The sequence below is a fragment of the Planococcus sp. NCCP-2050 genome (assembly GCF_023708025.1).
GTDB lineage: Bacteria > Bacillota > Bacilli > Bacillales_A > Planococcaceae > Planococcus.
Map to the genome: position 1 here is coordinate 941,168 of NZ_BRCX01000001.1, position 16,394 is coordinate 957,561.

16 protein-coding genes are annotated in these 16,394 nt (G+C 40.9%); 2 read left to right on the top strand and 14 right to left on the bottom strand.

Annotated elements, in window-relative coordinates; all coding sequences use genetic code 11:
- Positions 1-88: 88 nt before the first annotated feature.
- The 4 genes from galE to NFU07_RS04680 form a co-directional block, all read right to left on the bottom strand.
- Positions 89-1,150, bottom strand: a complete 1,062-nt coding sequence (galE, locus tag NFU07_RS04665; protein ID WP_251475348.1) for a UDP-glucose 4-epimerase GalE — start codon at positions 1,148-1,150, stop codon at positions 89-91.
- A 200-nt stretch (positions 1,151-1,350) separates the two neighbouring features.
- The gene (locus NFU07_RS04670) at positions 1,351-1,821 is read right to left on the bottom strand and encodes a VanZ family protein (protein WP_251477107.1); all 471 of its coding nucleotides are present in this window, start codon (positions 1,819-1,821) and stop codon (positions 1,351-1,353) included.
- Positions 1,822-1,887: 66 nt separating this feature from the next.
- Positions 1,888-2,895, bottom strand: a complete 1,008-nt coding sequence (locus NFU07_RS04675; RefSeq protein ID WP_251475350.1) for a GNAT family N-acetyltransferase — start codon at positions 2,893-2,895, stop codon at positions 1,888-1,890.
- A gap of 52 nt (positions 2,896-2,947) precedes the next feature.
- The gene (locus NFU07_RS04680; RefSeq protein WP_251475352.1) at positions 2,948-3,856 is read right to left on the bottom strand and encodes a GNAT family N-acetyltransferase; all 909 of its coding nucleotides are present in this window, start codon (positions 3,854-3,856) and stop codon (positions 2,948-2,950) included.
- A 362-nt stretch (positions 3,857-4,218) separates the two neighbouring features.
- Here NFU07_RS04680 and NFU07_RS04685 point away from each other — a divergent pair, with 362 nt between their 5' ends.
- Positions 4,219-5,220 (top strand): GNAT family N-acetyltransferase, encoded by a 1,002-nt coding sequence (locus NFU07_RS04685; protein WP_251475355.1) that lies wholly within the window; start codon positions 4,219-4,221, stop codon positions 5,218-5,220.
- A 72-nt stretch (positions 5,221-5,292) separates the two neighbouring features.
- On the opposite strand, the gene NFU07_RS04690 is transcribed toward NFU07_RS04685, so the two are convergent.
- A complete protein-coding gene (locus NFU07_RS04690) occupies positions 5,293-5,637 on the bottom strand; it encodes a hypothetical protein (protein WP_251475357.1) in 345 nt (114 codons plus the stop codon).
- 266 nt (positions 5,638-5,903) lie between these two features.
- On the opposite strand from NFU07_RS04690, the gene NFU07_RS04695 reads away from it, so the two are divergent.
- On the top strand, positions 5,904-6,866 hold the full coding sequence (locus tag NFU07_RS04695; RefSeq protein WP_251475359.1) for a GNAT family N-acetyltransferase: 963 nt from the start codon (positions 5,904-5,906) through the stop codon (positions 6,864-6,866).
- 77 nt (positions 6,867-6,943) lie between these two features.
- Here the strand turns inward: NFU07_RS04695 and NFU07_RS04700 are convergent, their stop codons facing one another.
- The 9 genes from NFU07_RS04700 to NFU07_RS04740 form a co-directional block, all read right to left on the bottom strand.
- The gene (locus tag NFU07_RS04700; RefSeq protein WP_251475361.1) at positions 6,944-7,366 is read right to left on the bottom strand and encodes a hypothetical protein; all 423 of its coding nucleotides are present in this window, start codon (positions 7,364-7,366) and stop codon (positions 6,944-6,946) included.
- Between the two features lie 522 nt (positions 7,367-7,888).
- Positions 7,889-9,112: a MalY/PatB family protein gene (locus tag NFU07_RS04705; protein ID WP_251475363.1), complete on the bottom strand. Its 1,224-nt coding sequence runs from the start codon at positions 9,110-9,112 to the stop codon at positions 7,889-7,891.
- A gap of 202 nt (positions 9,113-9,314) precedes the next feature.
- On the bottom strand, positions 9,315-10,145 hold the full coding sequence (locus NFU07_RS04710) for an aldo/keto reductase (RefSeq protein ID WP_251475365.1): 831 nt from the start codon (positions 10,143-10,145) through the stop codon (positions 9,315-9,317).
- A gap of 25 nt (positions 10,146-10,170) precedes the next feature.
- Positions 10,171-11,157, bottom strand: coding sequence for a 2-hydroxyacid dehydrogenase (locus NFU07_RS04715; RefSeq protein WP_251475367.1), 987 nt, complete (start codon positions 11,155-11,157; stop codon positions 10,171-10,173).
- A gap of 15 nt (positions 11,158-11,172) precedes the next feature.
- Complete coding sequence (gene dgoD, locus NFU07_RS04720; RefSeq protein ID WP_052650815.1) at positions 11,173-12,321, bottom strand: galactonate dehydratase; 1,149 nt, start codon at positions 12,319-12,321, stop codon at positions 11,173-11,175.
- The gene (locus NFU07_RS04725) at positions 12,322-13,812 is read right to left on the bottom strand and encodes a tripartite tricarboxylate transporter permease (protein WP_235196926.1); all 1,491 of its coding nucleotides are present in this window, start codon (positions 13,810-13,812) and stop codon (positions 12,322-12,324) included.
- A 15-nt stretch (positions 13,813-13,827) separates the two neighbouring features.
- Positions 13,828-14,271 (bottom strand): tripartite tricarboxylate transporter TctB family protein, encoded by a 444-nt coding sequence (locus NFU07_RS04730; RefSeq protein ID WP_052650813.1) that lies wholly within the window; start codon positions 14,269-14,271, stop codon positions 13,828-13,830.
- A 92-nt stretch (positions 14,272-14,363) separates the two neighbouring features.
- Positions 14,364-15,347, bottom strand: coding sequence for a tripartite tricarboxylate transporter substrate binding protein (locus NFU07_RS04735; RefSeq protein WP_251475368.1), 984 nt, complete (start codon positions 15,345-15,347; stop codon positions 14,364-14,366).
- A gap of 21 nt (positions 15,348-15,368) precedes the next feature.
- Positions 15,369-16,391 (bottom strand): 2-dehydro-3-deoxygalactonokinase, encoded by a 1,023-nt coding sequence (locus tag NFU07_RS04740; protein WP_251475370.1) that lies wholly within the window; start codon positions 16,389-16,391, stop codon positions 15,369-15,371.
- Positions 16,392-16,394: the final 3 nt, after the last annotated feature.

Sequence of the window (16,394 nt, forward strand, 5' to 3'; positions counted from 1 at the left end):
GAAAAGCATAGCATATTTTCAAAAGGAATGGGTAATTTCCCTCGAATAAGGGGCAGCGTGAAATCACTGCCCCACTCTAGCATTCAATTTAAAAAGCTTTATCCAGCTCCCGCCCTAAAAAAGCGGCAGCCGGATGTGTGGATTCTTTGTAGCCAAAAGGATTTTTCGCCTGCCAGTTCCAAGAGTCGCGGCACATTTGCATTAAATCTCTTTCCGCTTTCCAATCTAAATACGCTCCGGCTTTTGATGGATCTGCGTAATAAGAAGCTGCATCTCCGCTGCGCCGAGGGGCAATTTGATAAGGAATATCGATGCCTGTAGCCAAAGAGAAAGTACGGATCAGATCTAATACGGAATAGCCTTTTCCAGTCCCTAAGTTAAATACTTCGAGTCCTTTATGCGTTTCCAAATAGTCTAAAGCTTTTACGTGTCCTTTTACAAGGTCGACAATGTGGATATAATCACGGACGCCGGTTCCATCATGTGTTTCGTAATCATCACCGAAAACTTGCACGACTTTCCGCCTTCCAACTGCCACTTGTGTAATGAACGGCATCAGATTGTTAGGACTGCCATTCGGTTCTTCGCCGAGCAACCCGCTTTCATGCGCTCCGATCGGATTAAAATAACGAAGCACAGCGATGCGCCACTCGGGATCCGAGACGATTAAATCTTGAAGAACTTCTTCCGTCATTGATTTACTGCGGCCATATGGATTGGATGCACCGAGAGGCGACTCTTCCATGAGCGGCATTTCTTCCGAGACATCGTAGACCATAGCCGACGAGCTGAATATTATTTTTTTGACCCCGTGCTTCTTCATGATTTCACATAAGTATAAGGTACCTGCTAAATTGTTCCGATAATACGCTAGCGGGTCTGTTTCCGATTCTGCGGCCGACTTCAACCCAGCAAAATGCATGACGGCTGAAATGGGATGCAAAGAAAAAATCTCGTTCAATTTCTTATAATCCAATAGATTGACTTGATAGAAAGGAAAGTCTTTGCCTGTAATACGTTTAATGCGCCGGATCGCTTCGCTCTGACTGTTGATCAACGTATCGGCAACAACAATTTCATGACCCGCTTCCAGCAATTCAACTGCTGCATGGCTGCCAATAAATCCAGCTCCGCCCGTTACAAATATCATAGTGGTCCTCCTCCTGCACCAAGGATTTCTAATGAATCTCTATACTAAATGACTTAGGTTAAATTAAAGTTAAATAGTCTAAATTATCTAAAAATTTTAATAAGGGTAGGTTATTGGATGGTTTCCACTGTAAATAATAGAAAAAATTTTTAACATAAAAAAATCGTCCCCTTTGATGCAGGAACGATTTTTTGCAAACTTCAATTTAATGATCGGGAAACCGGCTTAGAGAAGAACAATTTTCTAATAAGCCAAAATAACAGAAGGCCCGTGGCAGCTCCAGCGCTGTCTATCCCAACGTCCCTTATTTCGCCACTTCTGCCAGGGATAAAGAGCTGATGAAACTCATCGGACATTGCATACCCTGCGGCAATCCCGAAAGCATACGCATAACTGCGGAAACCGATTGCCCCGCTTCTTTGCAATGCATTAAGCGCCAAAATGCCTAACAATAGGTAAGCAATAAAATGCGCGCTTTTGCGGATTATAGTATGCAGCGTCTCTACTGAATCTCCGAGTGCCGGCGAAATCTGCTCAGCTGCTGCGATGATTTTTTCCGTAATCACGGAACTTAATTCACCTGATTCGCTTCCAGGTTGATGGGACAAGAAAAAAATGACTGCCATCCAGATCAGGACCGCTGCCCAAGCTGCTATAGATATATTTTTCATCAAACGATTAGCCTCTTTTTCTAAATGTTTGGCTTTATTATACCATTTCTCTGACTACCTTTCTTTTCAACTCATCGTTTTTTCAGGTTTAGCAGTTATCCGGTAGGCTTGCGGGATGCTCCCGTTCTTTTCTGCACCAACCGTTTCACATAAATGACCGTATTTTTCGGGATGCCAGATGCGATGGCCTATGAAATAATCCAACTCTTCGCTTTTGCTGAATTTCTTTTTAAACTGATAAAGTTTATCGTCGGGCTCTCCTGTTCTCCCACCGCCGTGATGAATCCGCTCATAGCCATGTTCCTTCCCCCATTGTGCAAGGGCATATTGCAGGACATATGCTGGTGCGAGCCGGTGATATTCTTTTAACGTTCCAGTGAGGTGTGCATGGATAGTATTGCCGCAAGCAAAGCTGATGCTCATGCCAATTGTTTTCCCTTCGTACAACACTTCTACTGTGACAAGATATTCTCCTAACAGCTTCATGCAGTTTTCAAAGTATTCATCATCAAAATAGTAAATGGAATCTGCATCATTTCGGTTCATCGTCAAATAATAGATTTTTTTAAAATCATGAAGATCGTCCGGATTTTGAACCACTTGGAATTCAACACCGGCTCTAAGCGACTGTCGAATGTCCCTCCTGCATGATGAGGAATACTCATGCTGGATAGGATCATCAAACTCTTTTAACTGTGTCTGGATGGTCTTTCTTTTGAAATGGGTATCGTAGCAGTCTTTAAAATCAGCTGCATTATTGAAAAGTGGATGAAATCGAACAAATTCGCATACCACTTTATTTTCTTCACAGTAACGCTGAAAAGCCGCTTCATATTCTTTCACAAGCTCTCTTCTTTTGCCTTCTTTACAGTCAACAATCATTGGGCCTCCGTAGCCATACGGAGTCGTTAAATCGTAGTACGGTCCATCTTCGATTTCAATCGGAATTTCCCTTTTGATAAATAGATTCTTAACGGCCCCGTTCGGCCCTTCGTAGTAAAACTCTTCAGCAATGCCGCCTTCGACTTTTTCATAGAGCCGTGCATAATCTTTTTTGAAATAGATATCCTCCATACTAAAAAACCTCTTTTCTTCTCTCTCTTTATATAGGCATCTATTCCAACCGTTAACCCCGGTACAGTGGGAAATAGCCTGGATATTCAATTCCCTGCTGGGCCTTCTTCGCTTCCGATAATTGATCATAAGCTTCTTGCATGCGGATTTTCTTCCCCATCAAGAGCTCTAAAGGCGGCGCTTTGGTAAAGTTCCGTTTAAAGCGGTAAAGGTTCTCATCAGAACCTGCCCCTCCAAGATGAAGTTCCTTTTTTCCATTTTCGACTCCCCACCGGCAAGCTTCGGAAATTACGAGGCTATTCCCTGCCAGTGGATAGGCCGCAGGATCATTTGCAGCTAAGTGGTAATGCATATAATCTCCGTGATGAAGAATGAGGGATGAGGAGATGTAGTTCCCTTCATGAATCGCATTAATGAAAAATTGCTTTCCACTGAACACTTCAAACGACGCGTGCAGGGAATCCAGACTGAAAAGATAATAGTCGCCAATGTTATTTTTTTTGGCTGTCAGCTCATAGAGACGCTGAAATTCACTTGCGCTTTCGCCAATGAAATCCAGTTCGATGACGACATTATTTTTAGCCGCTTTTCGCACTTGTCTTCTGCTCTGGGAAGAAAATTGCTCCATAAAATAATCTTCCCCAGTCAAATCGATATAGACCGTATATCCGTTATCGCGAAACTCATAATAATCTTCAAAATCCAGTCGATTTTTTAACCATGGGTTGAATCGGGTATACTCGCTGACAATCTTATGATCTTCACAATACTGCTGGAATTGCTCTTGGAAGACTGCAGCTAAACGCTGCCGCTGCCCATCTTTGCATTTCAAAATAATCGGTCCACTAAATCCGTAAGGCGTGATGATATCGAAATAGAGTGCACCGCTTATCTGTACCGGCGTTGGCCTGACGATAAACTGGTAATAGACATGTCCGATGTCATTCTTTATTTCAAACATACGCCATTCACCGCCTATCTCTTTTGTCTCAAAAAATTTCCCCCACTCTGGTAAAAAATAAATATCCGGCACTTGCACGTTCACTCCATCATTCCTTTCCAAAAACAGGATAAATAAGCTAATTCCTATCAATTAATTTCTAAAATATTTGAAAAGAGTATATCATAAAGACCTATATTAAATACAGATAATTCTGAATACATTATTGAAATTTTTGTTGAAATGCTTTTAAATATAATTGGAGGAGCACACAAATATTTATTTGCCTGATTCTACTTTCTGCTTATGCGTGAAGTAATCAAAAAAGCTATTAGGTTTCTCTGTTCAAAGATCCACTATTTTGAGAAACGAGGGTGATTGGATTGCCAGACATCTATTTTGAAGAAGCTTACGGAAAACTTTATGAAGAAATTGAAGGCGGGGTCTGTGAAACTTTTGAATTCACCCATCCGCTGGGCAGCGTTAAACACTTATTCATCAAACGAAAAATTGATATCGAACTTGATAGCATTTTATATTACGATTTAACGACACCTTATGGGTACGGTGGACCGCTGATGTTCTGCAAGGAAGAATCAAATCGACCGCTTCTAGCAAAAGAATTTCTAAATGCTTTTCAGCAATACTGCAAAGAACAGAACATCGTCAGTGAATTTATCCGGTTCCATCCTGTTTTTTCTAATGAAAAAGATTTTGAAGAGGTGTATAAATTAGTTTGGAGAAGAAAAACTATCGGCACCAATATTTCCGATTTTGAAAATCCGGTCCAAAGCGAGTTTTCAAAATCGGCGAAAGAGAATATTAAACGGGCAGCAAAGGCTGGAATCGAGACTCGTGTGACTCGTCACCCGAAAAGTTTAAAACTGTTTAAAGAGTTCTACTATAAAACTCTGCAAAAAAACCAGGCGGAAGACATCTACTTTTTTACAGATGATTATTTTGATAAATGCCTGGCACTTCTCGGGCCTTCCATTTTGCTGATTGAAGCCATCTATGAAGGTGAAGTGATCGGCATGATTTTAAATTTTGTCCATGGTGATTATGTCCATATCCATTTATCCGGTACACTTCAGGAAACGATCCACTTATCGCCCGTTTACATAATGATGCAAACACTCACTATTTGGGCGAAAGAACAGAACATGAAATTGATCCATTCCGGCGGCGGCAGAACCTCAAGCCCTGATGACAAACTATTCCAATTTAAAAAGCGGTTTGGCAAACATACGGAGTTCAATTATTATTTCGGATATAAGATATGGAACCCATCTGTTTATGAACGTTTGATGGAAGCAGTTGGAGCGGTTCCAAACAGCCCTTGCTTTCCGGCTTATCGGGCTCGGCTAACTAAGGAAGTAGGATAAAAAAGACGCAAGATGGGTTATTCCCCCATCCTGCGCCTTTTTTCTATGGTTGAAGTTAACTATTGCCTTGAATTAATGAAGCATCTCTTTTTTTAATTCCTTCATTTTCTTATCGTATTCTTTCTGGATCACACCTGAGAGGAAATGGCTGAAAACAATCGGGACCGCCATCATGAAAACAGCTGCAAGAAATACGTTTAGTCCCAGATGAGCATGAAGAATGCCGAAAATCACAAAACTGAAAGGGGCGACCCCAAAGACAGTAGCAAGCGACAAAAACAATTTCATCGACTCGAATTTTCTGCGTTCCCGCTGCGCTGAACGTGAATATGTATCTTCCGGGTTCTGCACCTCGCTTGTGTGCAAGCCTTTCGCGTATTTCTTTTCAATCATGGGCAAGAATACATCTCTGTTCATCAATAATCCCCCTTTGTCGGTTTTGCTCCGATGACAAGCTCTTTTATAAGATGAGACTGAGGCTAAAGAAACTGAAGAAATTATTTCCTAGTGCTATAATATCATATTGTTTGAAAATTAGAACTACTTTATGCAGATTTATTCTTCTTTCTTCATTTAATTTATGCTCACCAAATTTTAAACTGAATTTTCAGTTTAATTTTAAAGGAATTTAGTATATACTTAAAAACAATATGTTTTTTCAATCTCATAAAAGGAGCGAATTCATGACTTTTAACGATATTTATTTTGAAAAGCCTTACGCCCGTTTATATGAAGCCATTGAAAAAGGAACTAGTGAGGTGTTTGAATTTCGGCATTCTTTAGGTTCGATCAGACATTTGTACATTCGATGCGAATTGGATACAAGACTGGGTGGGCAAACTTATTATGAAATTAAAACGCCTTACGGCTATGGCGGACCATTGATATCCGATTGCCTTGAGCGCGACAAGCCCTTTCTAGTAAAAGAATTCCAAGCCGCTTTTCAAAAATACTGCAACGAGCAGCGGATTGTCCGCGAGTTTGTACGCTTCCACCCTGTTTTCTCGAATGCAGAAGATTTTGCAGACTGCTACGACGTTTCTTTCAAGCGAAAGACAACCGGCACCAATCTGGCATTATCGGAAGACCCGGTCCAAGCTGAATTTTCGAAATCGTGCCGAAGGAATATCAAGAAAGCATTAAATAGCGGCGTCAGCTTTAAAGTAACGGTTCGACCGGACAGCTTAGGGGATTTCATGAAACTTTATTATGAAACGATGAAGCGAAACCAAGCTGAAGAAATCTATTTTTTTGATGAAGCTTATTTTGATAATTGCTTGGCATTGCTGCGTGAAAACATTCTGTTGACCGAGGTGTTTTATGAAGGAAAAGTAATCGGAATGGGGATTAATTTTGTATATGGCAAGCTCATCAGTACGCACCTATCGGGCACTCTAGGAGAGTATCATCACCTTTCCCCTGCTTCAATTCTGCAATATGCTTTAACCTTATGGGGGAAGGAAAACCATATCTCTTTGATCCACGACGGCGGCGGAAGAACGAGCGATCCTGAAGATTCCCTGTTTCTTTTCAAAAAGCAGTTTGGAAAAAATACAGAATTCTCCTATTACGTTGGAAACAAAATCTGGATGGAAAAAATCCATCATGAATTGAAGGAATCCGAGCAGCTCATTCAAGCCAAATAAAAAATAAAAGGCGATTTAAAAAGGCAATACGAGCCTTTTTGAATCGTCTTTTCATTGTTTTTGTTTACGTATTCATATTATGCCCAGATGCATCGATAACGGCCTCTTTTATCCACTTGAATATCATATAAGCGAATCAATTCGCACATACAATAAAACACTTTCAAGTTTTCCATCGAGAAATCTTTTATTTTTTCATCATCTATGTAAGTGACGAGATTATCGTCTTTTCGGTAAATATACCTTTTTTCTGTATATAAAGATTCGTTATAGATAGAATATCCACCTTCCAAAGAAGTCTGGAACTCCGACCATTTATAGAGGGAGCCTTCAAGATAGTCGAACTCCCACGAGAAGATAAGGACAAGGTCATATTCATCTAGGAAATACACCGTCTCCTCCCGCGTTTTCAACATTTCCTCTACGGTTTCCCCTACGATTTTTTTAAATTTACTTGTATCAAATTCTTCTGCTACTGGTTCTCTTTTGAATATAAACATGAATTCCTCTCCTACGTAATAAAGTATTTTAATATTCTCTGGAAAACCCGCAGCAATCTATTAACACGTGCTTTTGTTGCTGAATGTTCCCTATAACTTTTTACAAAATTAACTTGAATTAATATACAATAAAATATCTCTTTAGACTTTTAATTTTTATCTTTACTAGGTATTATATACCTTTTAATTATTTTTTAGAATAGACTTATATATTCATAATTATTATTCCTAAAAAATTCTTACTAGTTTTATTTTTTTAGGAATATTTAATATAAAAATCATTTTATTAATATTTAATAATAGAACCTTTTTTATTTTATAACTTTCAATAGTTAGTATGATCTATTATCTTCTACTAAATGAGCAATTTCTCAAAGGAGAGAATTTCCATAGAGGTAGATAGTAATACTCGCAATTCAAGATTTACGGGTTAGAAAATTATTTTCACCTTTAAACTTTTTGCTATATCAATAAAAAACCATCCCCATTTTATAATCGGGGATGGTTTTCTCAAAATCGTTCTTATTTTGCCGCCTGTTTTTCAACAGTCTGTTTTTTTGAAAGATCTTCAAACTCACGAGAGATCCGCTCGAGGGCTTCTTGAATCAATGGACGCGGAGATGGGATGCAAATCCGTTGGTACATCTCCCCTTCTTCTCCGAACATATTGCCGTCTTCGAGCAAGACATTGGCTTTATTGAAAATCCGGTCATGGATTTCTTTCGCACTGATGTTGTAGCCGCTGAAATCGAGCCACATTACATACGTGCCTTCCGGAATGACCACTTTCACTTCCGGCATATGCAGAGCCATATAGTCTTTGACCATTTGCATCGTGCCGTCGATATAATCTTTCAGCTGGTCGAGCCAATCTTCGCCGTCATTGTATACCGAGATCAACGCAGACACCGCGAATGGCGATGGCAGCTGCATCCCCATTTCAGTTGCAAAAGTTGCGCGCAAATCTTCGTTTGTGATAATGACATTCGTACAATGCAGTCCGGCCACATTAAAAGTTTTGTTGATGGCTGTGAAAGTGATGAGCTTATCGGTAAACTCAGTGGCTTTCGCCATCGGGATGAATACTTGGTCTTTACGGATCAAGTCACCGTGGATTTCATCTGCGACAATCACGACGTCGTGGCGGTGGCAAATTTCCGCCATGCGCGCGAGTTCTTCTTTCGTGAAGACGCGGCCAGTCGGATTATGCGGATGGCAAAGAACGAACATGGTCGTTCTCTCATCTTTCGCCTTTTCTTCAAAATCCTCAAAGTCGATTGCGTATTGCCCGTCTTCCCTTTTGACCATCGCATTGTTGACAACTTTTCGTCCGTTGCCTTCAATCGCTGAAGTAAACGGCGGATAAACCGGCCGCTGGATGATGATGCCGTCGCCCTCACTTGTCAACGCTTTAACCGCTACATTGAGTGCATGCACAGTTCCGGGGCTATAGACGATTTCCTTCTTCTCAATCTTCCAATCATGGCGCGTTTCGAACCAGCGCTGGATCGCTTCGTAATATTCTTCTGGAAAAACGGAGTAGCCGAAAATACGGTGGTCTACTGTTTTGTGAAGTGCATCGACAAGCGGCTGCGGCACCGGCAAATCCATATCCGCTGTAAATAAAGGAATGGTGTCCGCATCATAGCGCTCAGTCAATCCAAACTCCTTGATCATATCGCCGCCGTCCCATTTCATCGAATAGGTCCCTCTTCTATTTACAAATTCATCGAAATTATACTTCATTTCACTACTCCCTTTCTGTTCTATTTCTAGTTTGGCATATGTACGCGCGGCTCGTCTAATCATATACATTTCCACTTAAGCTATTCTTGAAGCATAAGGTGAAATCCTGCTGAGATAAGTCCGCCTCACATTATTTGTTTGAAAATTAACAAAAGAAAATGCTGTATCCGTCTTTAAGAAGGATACAGCATTTGGGTACAGCTTAGAAATTAAACGTTTCAGGATCTGCACCGCTACGGCTGTTGATATTTAAGCCGTTGATTTCTTGCATATCTTCTTCTTCCAATGAAAAATCGAAGATATCTGCATTTTCAATGATTCGATGTTCTTTAATTGATTTGGGAATGGTTAGGACATTATTTTGGATGTCCCAGCGTAAAATAATTTGCGCGGGAGTTTTTTGATGCTTTTCAGCAAGCCGTTGAATAACCGGGTCCCCTAGCAATTCGCCTTTTTTCAATGGAGACCACGCTTCTAACTGAATGCCTTCACGTTCACAGAATTCTCGTAGCTCCACTTGCGTCAGATGTGGATGGTATTCAACTTGGTTGATCACTGGCTTAACTTCGCCTTCTCTCAGAATATCTTCTAAATGATGAATATTAAAGTTGCTGACGCCAATCGCTTTGACTTTCCCCTCATGATACAGCTTTTCTAGAGCTTTCCATGTCTCAACATATTTGCCTCTAACTGGCCAATGAATCAGGTAAAGGTCCAAATATTCCAATCCTAGTTTCTCTAAGCTGATATCAAAAGCTTTTAAGGTGTTTTCATAACCATGGTCGCTATTCCAAACTTTTGTGGTAATGAATAAATCTTCTCGAGGAACGCCAGATTCTATAATCCCTTTTCCCACTCCTGCTTCGTTATCATAAAACGAGGCTGTGTCGATGCTTCGATAGCCATTTTGAATAGCCGCTTTAACTGCCTCTGTTACAACATTTCCGTCTTCCACTTTAAAAACTCCAAGCCCCATAATCGGCATCTTAACCCCATTATTAAGTGTTACTGTATCTTGTAAACTTTTATACATTTTGTAGCCTCCATTTGTTATTAGTTTATTTTTGTTTTGCCATATCTTTTAATTCTTTGACTAGATTTGGCGGATTTTGCCCTGTAACTCCTGCTACTAAATTATGCGCTGCCGTCATAGCCATTTTGAATCGTGTCGCTTCTGTAGCGGAACCCATGTGCGGCATAGTCACCACATTGTCCATTTTTAGCAAAGGATTGTCTTTATCCACAGGCTCTGTTTCATATACATCAAGGCCAGCTCCTTTGATTGAACCGGTCTGCAACGCTTCGATCAATTCTGCTTCTTTCACAATTTTTCCGCGGGAGCAATTGAAAAAGAAAGATGACGGTTTCATTAAATCGAATTCTCTTTTGCCAATCAGCCCTTCCGTCGCAGAACTAAGTGGGAGCATAACTAAAACAAAATCAGCTTTTCGTAGGAGATCATCCAATTCTGCGTAAACTGCTCCATATTTTTCTTCAGCATCTGGACGCTTCGAACGATTGTTATAAAGTACGTGCATATCAAATCCTAAGGCTGCCCGTTTAGCGATCTTTTCACCAATATTGCCCATCCCAATAATTCCCAAAGTGGCATGGTGAACATCTTGCCCTAAGAAATCTTCGTCGTCTAAACGGGACCAGCTTCCGTCTTTTACGTATTGATTCAACCGCCCTAACTTTCTAGCTGTCATCAAGATTAGTCCCAATGCCAAATCGGCAACACTGTCATCCAGAACATGAGGAGTATTGGTGCCTAGCACATTTCGTTTTTTCATCAGTTCATAATCGAAGTTTTCATAACCGGCTGCGACATTGCTGAGAATCTGCAATTTTGGTGCATGGTCCAAGAATTCTTCTGAGACTTTCCATTTCGAAATCATTAATCCGTCGACATCAGCAATCTCTTCATATAGAACGTCTTGGGGAATCGCTTCTTTTTTATCCCAAATTTTATACTCGCAGTACTGGGCAATATATTCTTCTACTTCAAGCGGAATCGGTTTAGCAATATATACTTTAGGCTTCATCTTTTCCCCTCCCATTTACCACTCGGCAATGCTGCCATCTTGATGACGCCAAACTGGATTTTTCCAGTTATGGCCGATTTCACTTTGCTGTCTCACGTAATCTTCATTTATCTCGATTCCAAGACCTGCACCTTGTGGAATTTTCACATAACCCTCGGTATATTCAAATACAGAAGGGTCTTTAATATAGTCCAGGAGATCATTCCCTTGATTGTAATGGATGCCCAGACTTTGTTCTTGAATAAAAGCGTTGTGCGCGGTCGCATCTACTTGCAAACAAGCAGCCAAAGCAATAGGGCCAAGCGGACAGTGCGGGGCAAGGGCCACATCAAATGCTTCTGCCATAGTAGCGATTTTTTTGCATTCAGTGATGCCTCCAGCATGAGACAGATCTGGCTGGATAATATCCACATAGCCTTCTGTAAGAATCTGCTTAAAATCCCAGCGCGAGAACATTCGTTCTCCTGTCGCAATCGGAATTGTGGTATGTTTCGCAATTTCTCTCAACGCTTCATTATTTTCTGCTAGTACCGGTTCTTCGATGAACATCGGCCGGAATTGCTCAAGTTCTTTGGCTAAGATTTTTGCCATCGGTTTATGTACACGCCCATGAAAATCGATGCCGATGCCAACATAAGGGCCAACTGATTCTCTGACCGCCGCAACTCTCGCAAGTGTTTGATCGATTTTCTCATAAGAATCAATGTATTGGAGCTCTTCGGTGCCGTTCATTTTAATCGCTGTAAATCCAGCATCCACCACTTTTTGTGCAGCTAACCCAACATCAGCTGGACGATCGCCGCCAATCCATGAATACACTTTAATCGAATCGCGACAAGCCCCACCGAGCAATTGGTAGACAGGGGCATCAAAATACTTCCCTTTAATGTCCCATAACGCTTGATCAATACCGGCAATTGCACTCATCAGAATTGGACCTCCCCGGTAAAAACCTGAACGGTATAACATATTCCAATGATCTTCAATTCGTAAAGGATCTTTTCCAATCAAGTACTCCATCAATTCATGGACGCAAGCTTTGACCGTAGATGCTCGACCTTCAATTACCGGCTCTCCCCATCCGATAATTCCTTCATCTGTTTCAATTTTTAAAAACAGCCACCTCGGTGGAACTTGAAACAATTCATAGCTGATGATTTTCATTTAAGATTCTCCTTCCGTCGTCGGTTTTTTCACTTTTCTAGTCAACAGCGGAGAAAATAATGTTATAACCGCCAAGATGAGCAAGACCACTGTAATAGGTCTAGTGATGAAGATGTCAAAGCTTCCTTGAGACATTACTAAAGCCCTTCTGAAATTACTCTCCATTAATGGCCCCAGTATAATCCCTAAAATTATTGGAGAGGCAGGGAAGCCGTAGCGCATTAAGAAGTATCCTGCAATTCCTGAAATCAACATGACGAGAACATCAAAATAATTATTTCCAAGAGAATACGCTCCAACTACACAAAGCACTAAAATAATCGGTGTTAATACAGTCGTTGGCACCAGTAATATTTTTGTGAAAAGCCGGATTCCAAATAACCCGACAATCAGAATCATTAAATTTGCAACCAACATCCCGACAAATAATGTATAGACGATCGGACCGTTATTTTCGAACAACATCGGACCCGGCTGAATTCCTTGTACCATTAAAGCACCTAATAGAACTGCGGTAACGGCATCACCTGGAATACCCAAAGTCAGCAAAGGAATCATTGCGCCGCCAGTCACACCATTATTTGCTGCTTCTGGAGCTGCCACACCTTTCATTTCCCCTTTGCCGAAGCCGTCTTTATTTTTCGAAAAACGTTTTGCTTCGTTATAGGCAACAAAAGCGGCAATGTCTCCGCCCGCTCCTGGAATCATTCCGATAAATGTTCCGATAGCCCCTGAACGAAGGATTGTACCAATTAAAATTTTAAATTCAATCCATTTCAACTTTACTTTTTCAACTACAATTGTAAGTTTTCGTGTCGAGAAAATACTCCCCATCGCCCTGAAAGCTTCCGAAGCAGCGAAAAGCCCAATCATTACTGGTATCAAATTAATGCCGCTTGAGAGATTGACATTATCAAAAGTAAAACGAGGGAAACCACCGATTGGATCGATACCAATAGTGGCAATCAATAAGCCGATAAAACCAGCAATCAGCCCTTTAACCATGGACTTTCCAGCAATGCTTGAAATAATGGAAATTCCGAAAACTGCCAATGCAAATGTTTCCGGAGCGCTAAATTTTAAAGCGAACGTAGCCAGTTGCGGTGCGATAAAAATTAAAACAATGACACTTAATATACCGCCAATAGCCGAAGAAACTGTTGATACGGTTAATGCTTTATGCGCTAATCCTTTCTTTGACATCGCATAGCCATCTATTGCAGTAGCTGCAGAAGATGGGGTCCCTGGAGTGTTGATCAGAATGGCTGTGATGGACCCTCCGTATACCGCTCCGAAATAGACTCCAATTAATAAGAGGATTCCGGTAACCGGCTCCATTCCAAAAGTGACTGGCAATATCAAAGCTACCCCCATCGTAGCTGTAAGACCTGGAAGTGATCCAATTGTGATACCAGCAATAATGCCCATTAAAAGGATGAGCAGTACATTTAGTTGAAATACACCTGTTAAACCTTCTAATAATAAATCCAAACTATTCACCCCTAATTAAGAAAATAACGTACCCATCGGTATCGATACTTTCAGCAGAATCTGGAAGAAAACAAAAATGAAGAGACTGGTTCCAACCGGTATCGTAATAAGCAGGATTTTGTTCTTAACTTTAGAGAACAGCAACAATCCTAACACCAGCAAGAAAGTCGAGATATAAAATCCGATATATGGAATGACAACAACATACAAAATAACGAACAACATGGCTCCGATTGAATATTTCATTGTATTCTCTTGTTCATCCGATTCTTCCTTGTTACGAAATGTCTGAATCAGAAGAATGGAACCTAAAATAATCAGCATAACGGAATATACGCGCGGCATAAATTCTGCGCCGATTAATTGATTTTCCAATTTCGGAAAATTGAAAGTTAACGAATAGAAAAAGCCAGCAATAATGATTATGATCAGTCCACTAATGTAATTGGGTTTCTTCACGCATTTCACTCCTTAAAGAAGAGGCTTGACAAATGCCAAGCCCCTTTCATGACAATCGTCTGGGTAATGTTCTCTGAACTTTTCAACTGGATTTAATTAATCCCTAAATCACCAATGATTTCACCGAAATCTTCTTCATTTTGCTTCATGTATTCCTCAAACTCTCCGGAATCTTTAAGTTCAATCCCTAAGCCGTTCGTTTTCATGAATTCTGCAAAATCTTCATCTTCTGCCGCTTTCATGAAGCCCTCTTCAAGCTTTGCTACCACATCATCCGGCGTATCCTTCGGTACAGTCAACCCTCTCCAAGTCCCTGTTGGATTAACTTCAAGTCCAGCCTCTCCAAACGTCGGAACATCAGGTATGATATCGGATCTTGTGTCAGCCATCACTGCAAGCGTTTTTACATTTCCAGCTTCAAGCTGCGTCTTAACTTCTGCCGGGCTAACAGTAACTGCATCAATATGGCCGCCTACTAAAGCAGTGACTGCTGGAGCAGCCCCTTCATGTGGAACATGGTTCAATTTAATATCCGCCGCTTTTTCAAGGCTCGCTGCCGCAATATGCCAAATCGATCCTGTCCCTGAGTTACCAACACTTACTTCACCTGGATGATCTTTTGCATAAGCGATAAATTCTTCAAGTGTATCGTATGGAGCATCCGCTGCTACAGTCAAAGCCGCTGGATCAAAATTAATCATCCCGATAGGCTTGAATTGGTCATAAGTAAGTGGAGATAAGCCTAAATGCTTGAACATTGTCAGTTCTACGAAAACCATCGTCACTTTATAGCCATCAGCCTTTGCATTGGCACCTTCAGACATGCCGACTGAACCGCTTCCGCCTGTTTTATTTAATACACCGATAGATTGTCCAAACACGTCTTCCGCTTCATTTGCCAGCGCACGAGCAGTGGCATCCGTCCCGCCTCCAGCAGCTGCTGGAACAATAATTTCAATAGATTTCTCTGGGAAATTCCCGCCATCACCGGAAGAAGCCCCCGAACTTTCTTCACCACACCCACCGATTGTCAAAGCTAACGCGGATAATGTAACAGCCAATAAAAATTTCTTCATCATAAAACCCCCTGTTTTGTTTTAGTAATCGCTTACATTCAGTTCATTGCCTGTCAGATAAACTGATGCGACTTCTTGTGCTCCGAAGACCATAGAAGTAGCCACCTGCTGATCATTTGCTTCGATAATGCGCCAACCATTTCCTAAATACTTTAATAAATGCACAAACACTTTTCGCAAAGGATCTGACCCCCCGACGATAACCCAATCCACTTCATTGTGTTCAGTTGTCTGCATCAGGGCTTTAATATCGTCGTGAATGACAGCTCCGACAAAATAATTAGCACGCTGATTCTCATTTAAAGTTGAAAACATCTGTAATAGCCGAATATGATAGAAACTTCTTGTAAATCCATATTTTTTTGATGCTTCGTATCCTTTTTCCAACATTTCTATATCAATTTCCTCCACAAGGCTAGTTGTAAGAGATTTTGATAAAATTGTCTCTTTCTGGATAGCGTGAAGAATTTCTCCTCCTAGAGTCGAAAGGCACGACTGCAGATTTTTTTGGTTATCGACTGCGACGTATTTTGTGTGAGAACCCGGCAAAACCATAATCCCATTCCCTTGGACCTCAATCTGTTTTAATAAGCCGATTGTTTCAACTTCTTCTCCCCTCATCACATCATAGTCATTGATAAATGCCAGAGAGTCTGAAATATCCTCAGTATTATTCTTCATGCCCGGTACGAAAATACAAGGAATAGAGAAGAATTCTTCAAGTTTGATAACTACGGATTTTCGGGCAAAATCATCGAAGCTGGCTGGACTGGTAATGTGAGGAACCTCATGGACGCCTAAATCAGAAGTAATCATTCCCGAAGCAACCATGTACCGAATATCTTTCGACGCCAGCGAATTTCTTTCCAGAATTTTTTCAATAGCATCTTTTAAGCCACTCTTTAACTGTTCATTATGGCCATCTATTGCCGTGTTTCTTACGCCGATATTTATTTTTAGTTGATCTAAGATTTCACTACTGCCTCTATCTACGAGGCGAAGCCGTGAATTCGTTGTCCCTGAATCTATTAATATTGTTTTCATCAA

Bases quoted from the DNA above. Each gene is read 5' to 3' on its own strand.
- galE (WP_251475348.1), bottom strand. From the start codon at position 1,150: ATGATATTTGTAACGGGCGGAGCTGGATTTATTGGCAGCCATGCAGCA.
- NFU07_RS04670 (WP_251477107.1), bottom strand. From the start codon at position 1,821: ATGAAAAATATATCTATAGCAGCTTGGGCAGCGGTCCTGATCTGGATG.
- NFU07_RS04675 (WP_251475350.1), bottom strand. From the start codon at position 2,895: ATGGAGGATATCTATTTCAAAAAAGATTATGCACGGCTCTATGAAAAA.
- NFU07_RS04680 (WP_251475352.1), bottom strand. From the start codon at position 3,856: ATGTTTGAAATAAAGAATGACATCGGACATGTCTATTACCAGTTTATC.
- NFU07_RS04690 (WP_251475357.1), bottom strand. From the start codon at position 5,637: ATGAACAGAGATGTATTCTTGCCCATGATTGAAAAGAAATACGCGAAA.
- NFU07_RS04695 (WP_251475359.1), top strand. From the start codon at position 5,904: ATGACTTTTAACGATATTTATTTTGAAAAGCCTTACGCCCGTTTATAT.
- NFU07_RS04700 (WP_251475361.1), bottom strand. From the start codon at position 7,366: ATGTTTATATTCAAAAGAGAACCAGTAGCAGAAGAATTTGATACAAGT.
- NFU07_RS04705 (WP_251475363.1), bottom strand. From the start codon at position 9,112: ATGAAGTATAATTTCGATGAATTTGTAAATAGAAGAGGGACCTATTCG.
- NFU07_RS04710 (WP_251475365.1), bottom strand. From the start codon at position 10,145: ATGTATAAAAGTTTACAAGATACAGTAACACTTAATAATGGGGTTAAG.
- NFU07_RS04715 (WP_251475367.1), bottom strand. From the start codon at position 11,157: ATGAAGCCTAAAGTATATATTGCTAAACCGATTCCGCTTGAAGTAGAA.
- dgoD (WP_052650815.1), bottom strand. From the start codon at position 12,321: ATGAAAATCATCAGCTATGAATTGTTTCAAGTTCCACCGAGGTGGCTG.
- NFU07_RS04735 (WP_251475368.1), bottom strand. From the start codon at position 15,347: ATGAAGAAATTTTTATTGGCTGTTACATTATCCGCGTTAGCTTTGACA.
- NFU07_RS04740 (WP_251475370.1), bottom strand. From the start codon at position 16,391: ATGAAAACAATATTAATAGATTCAGGGACAACGAATTCACGGCTTCGC.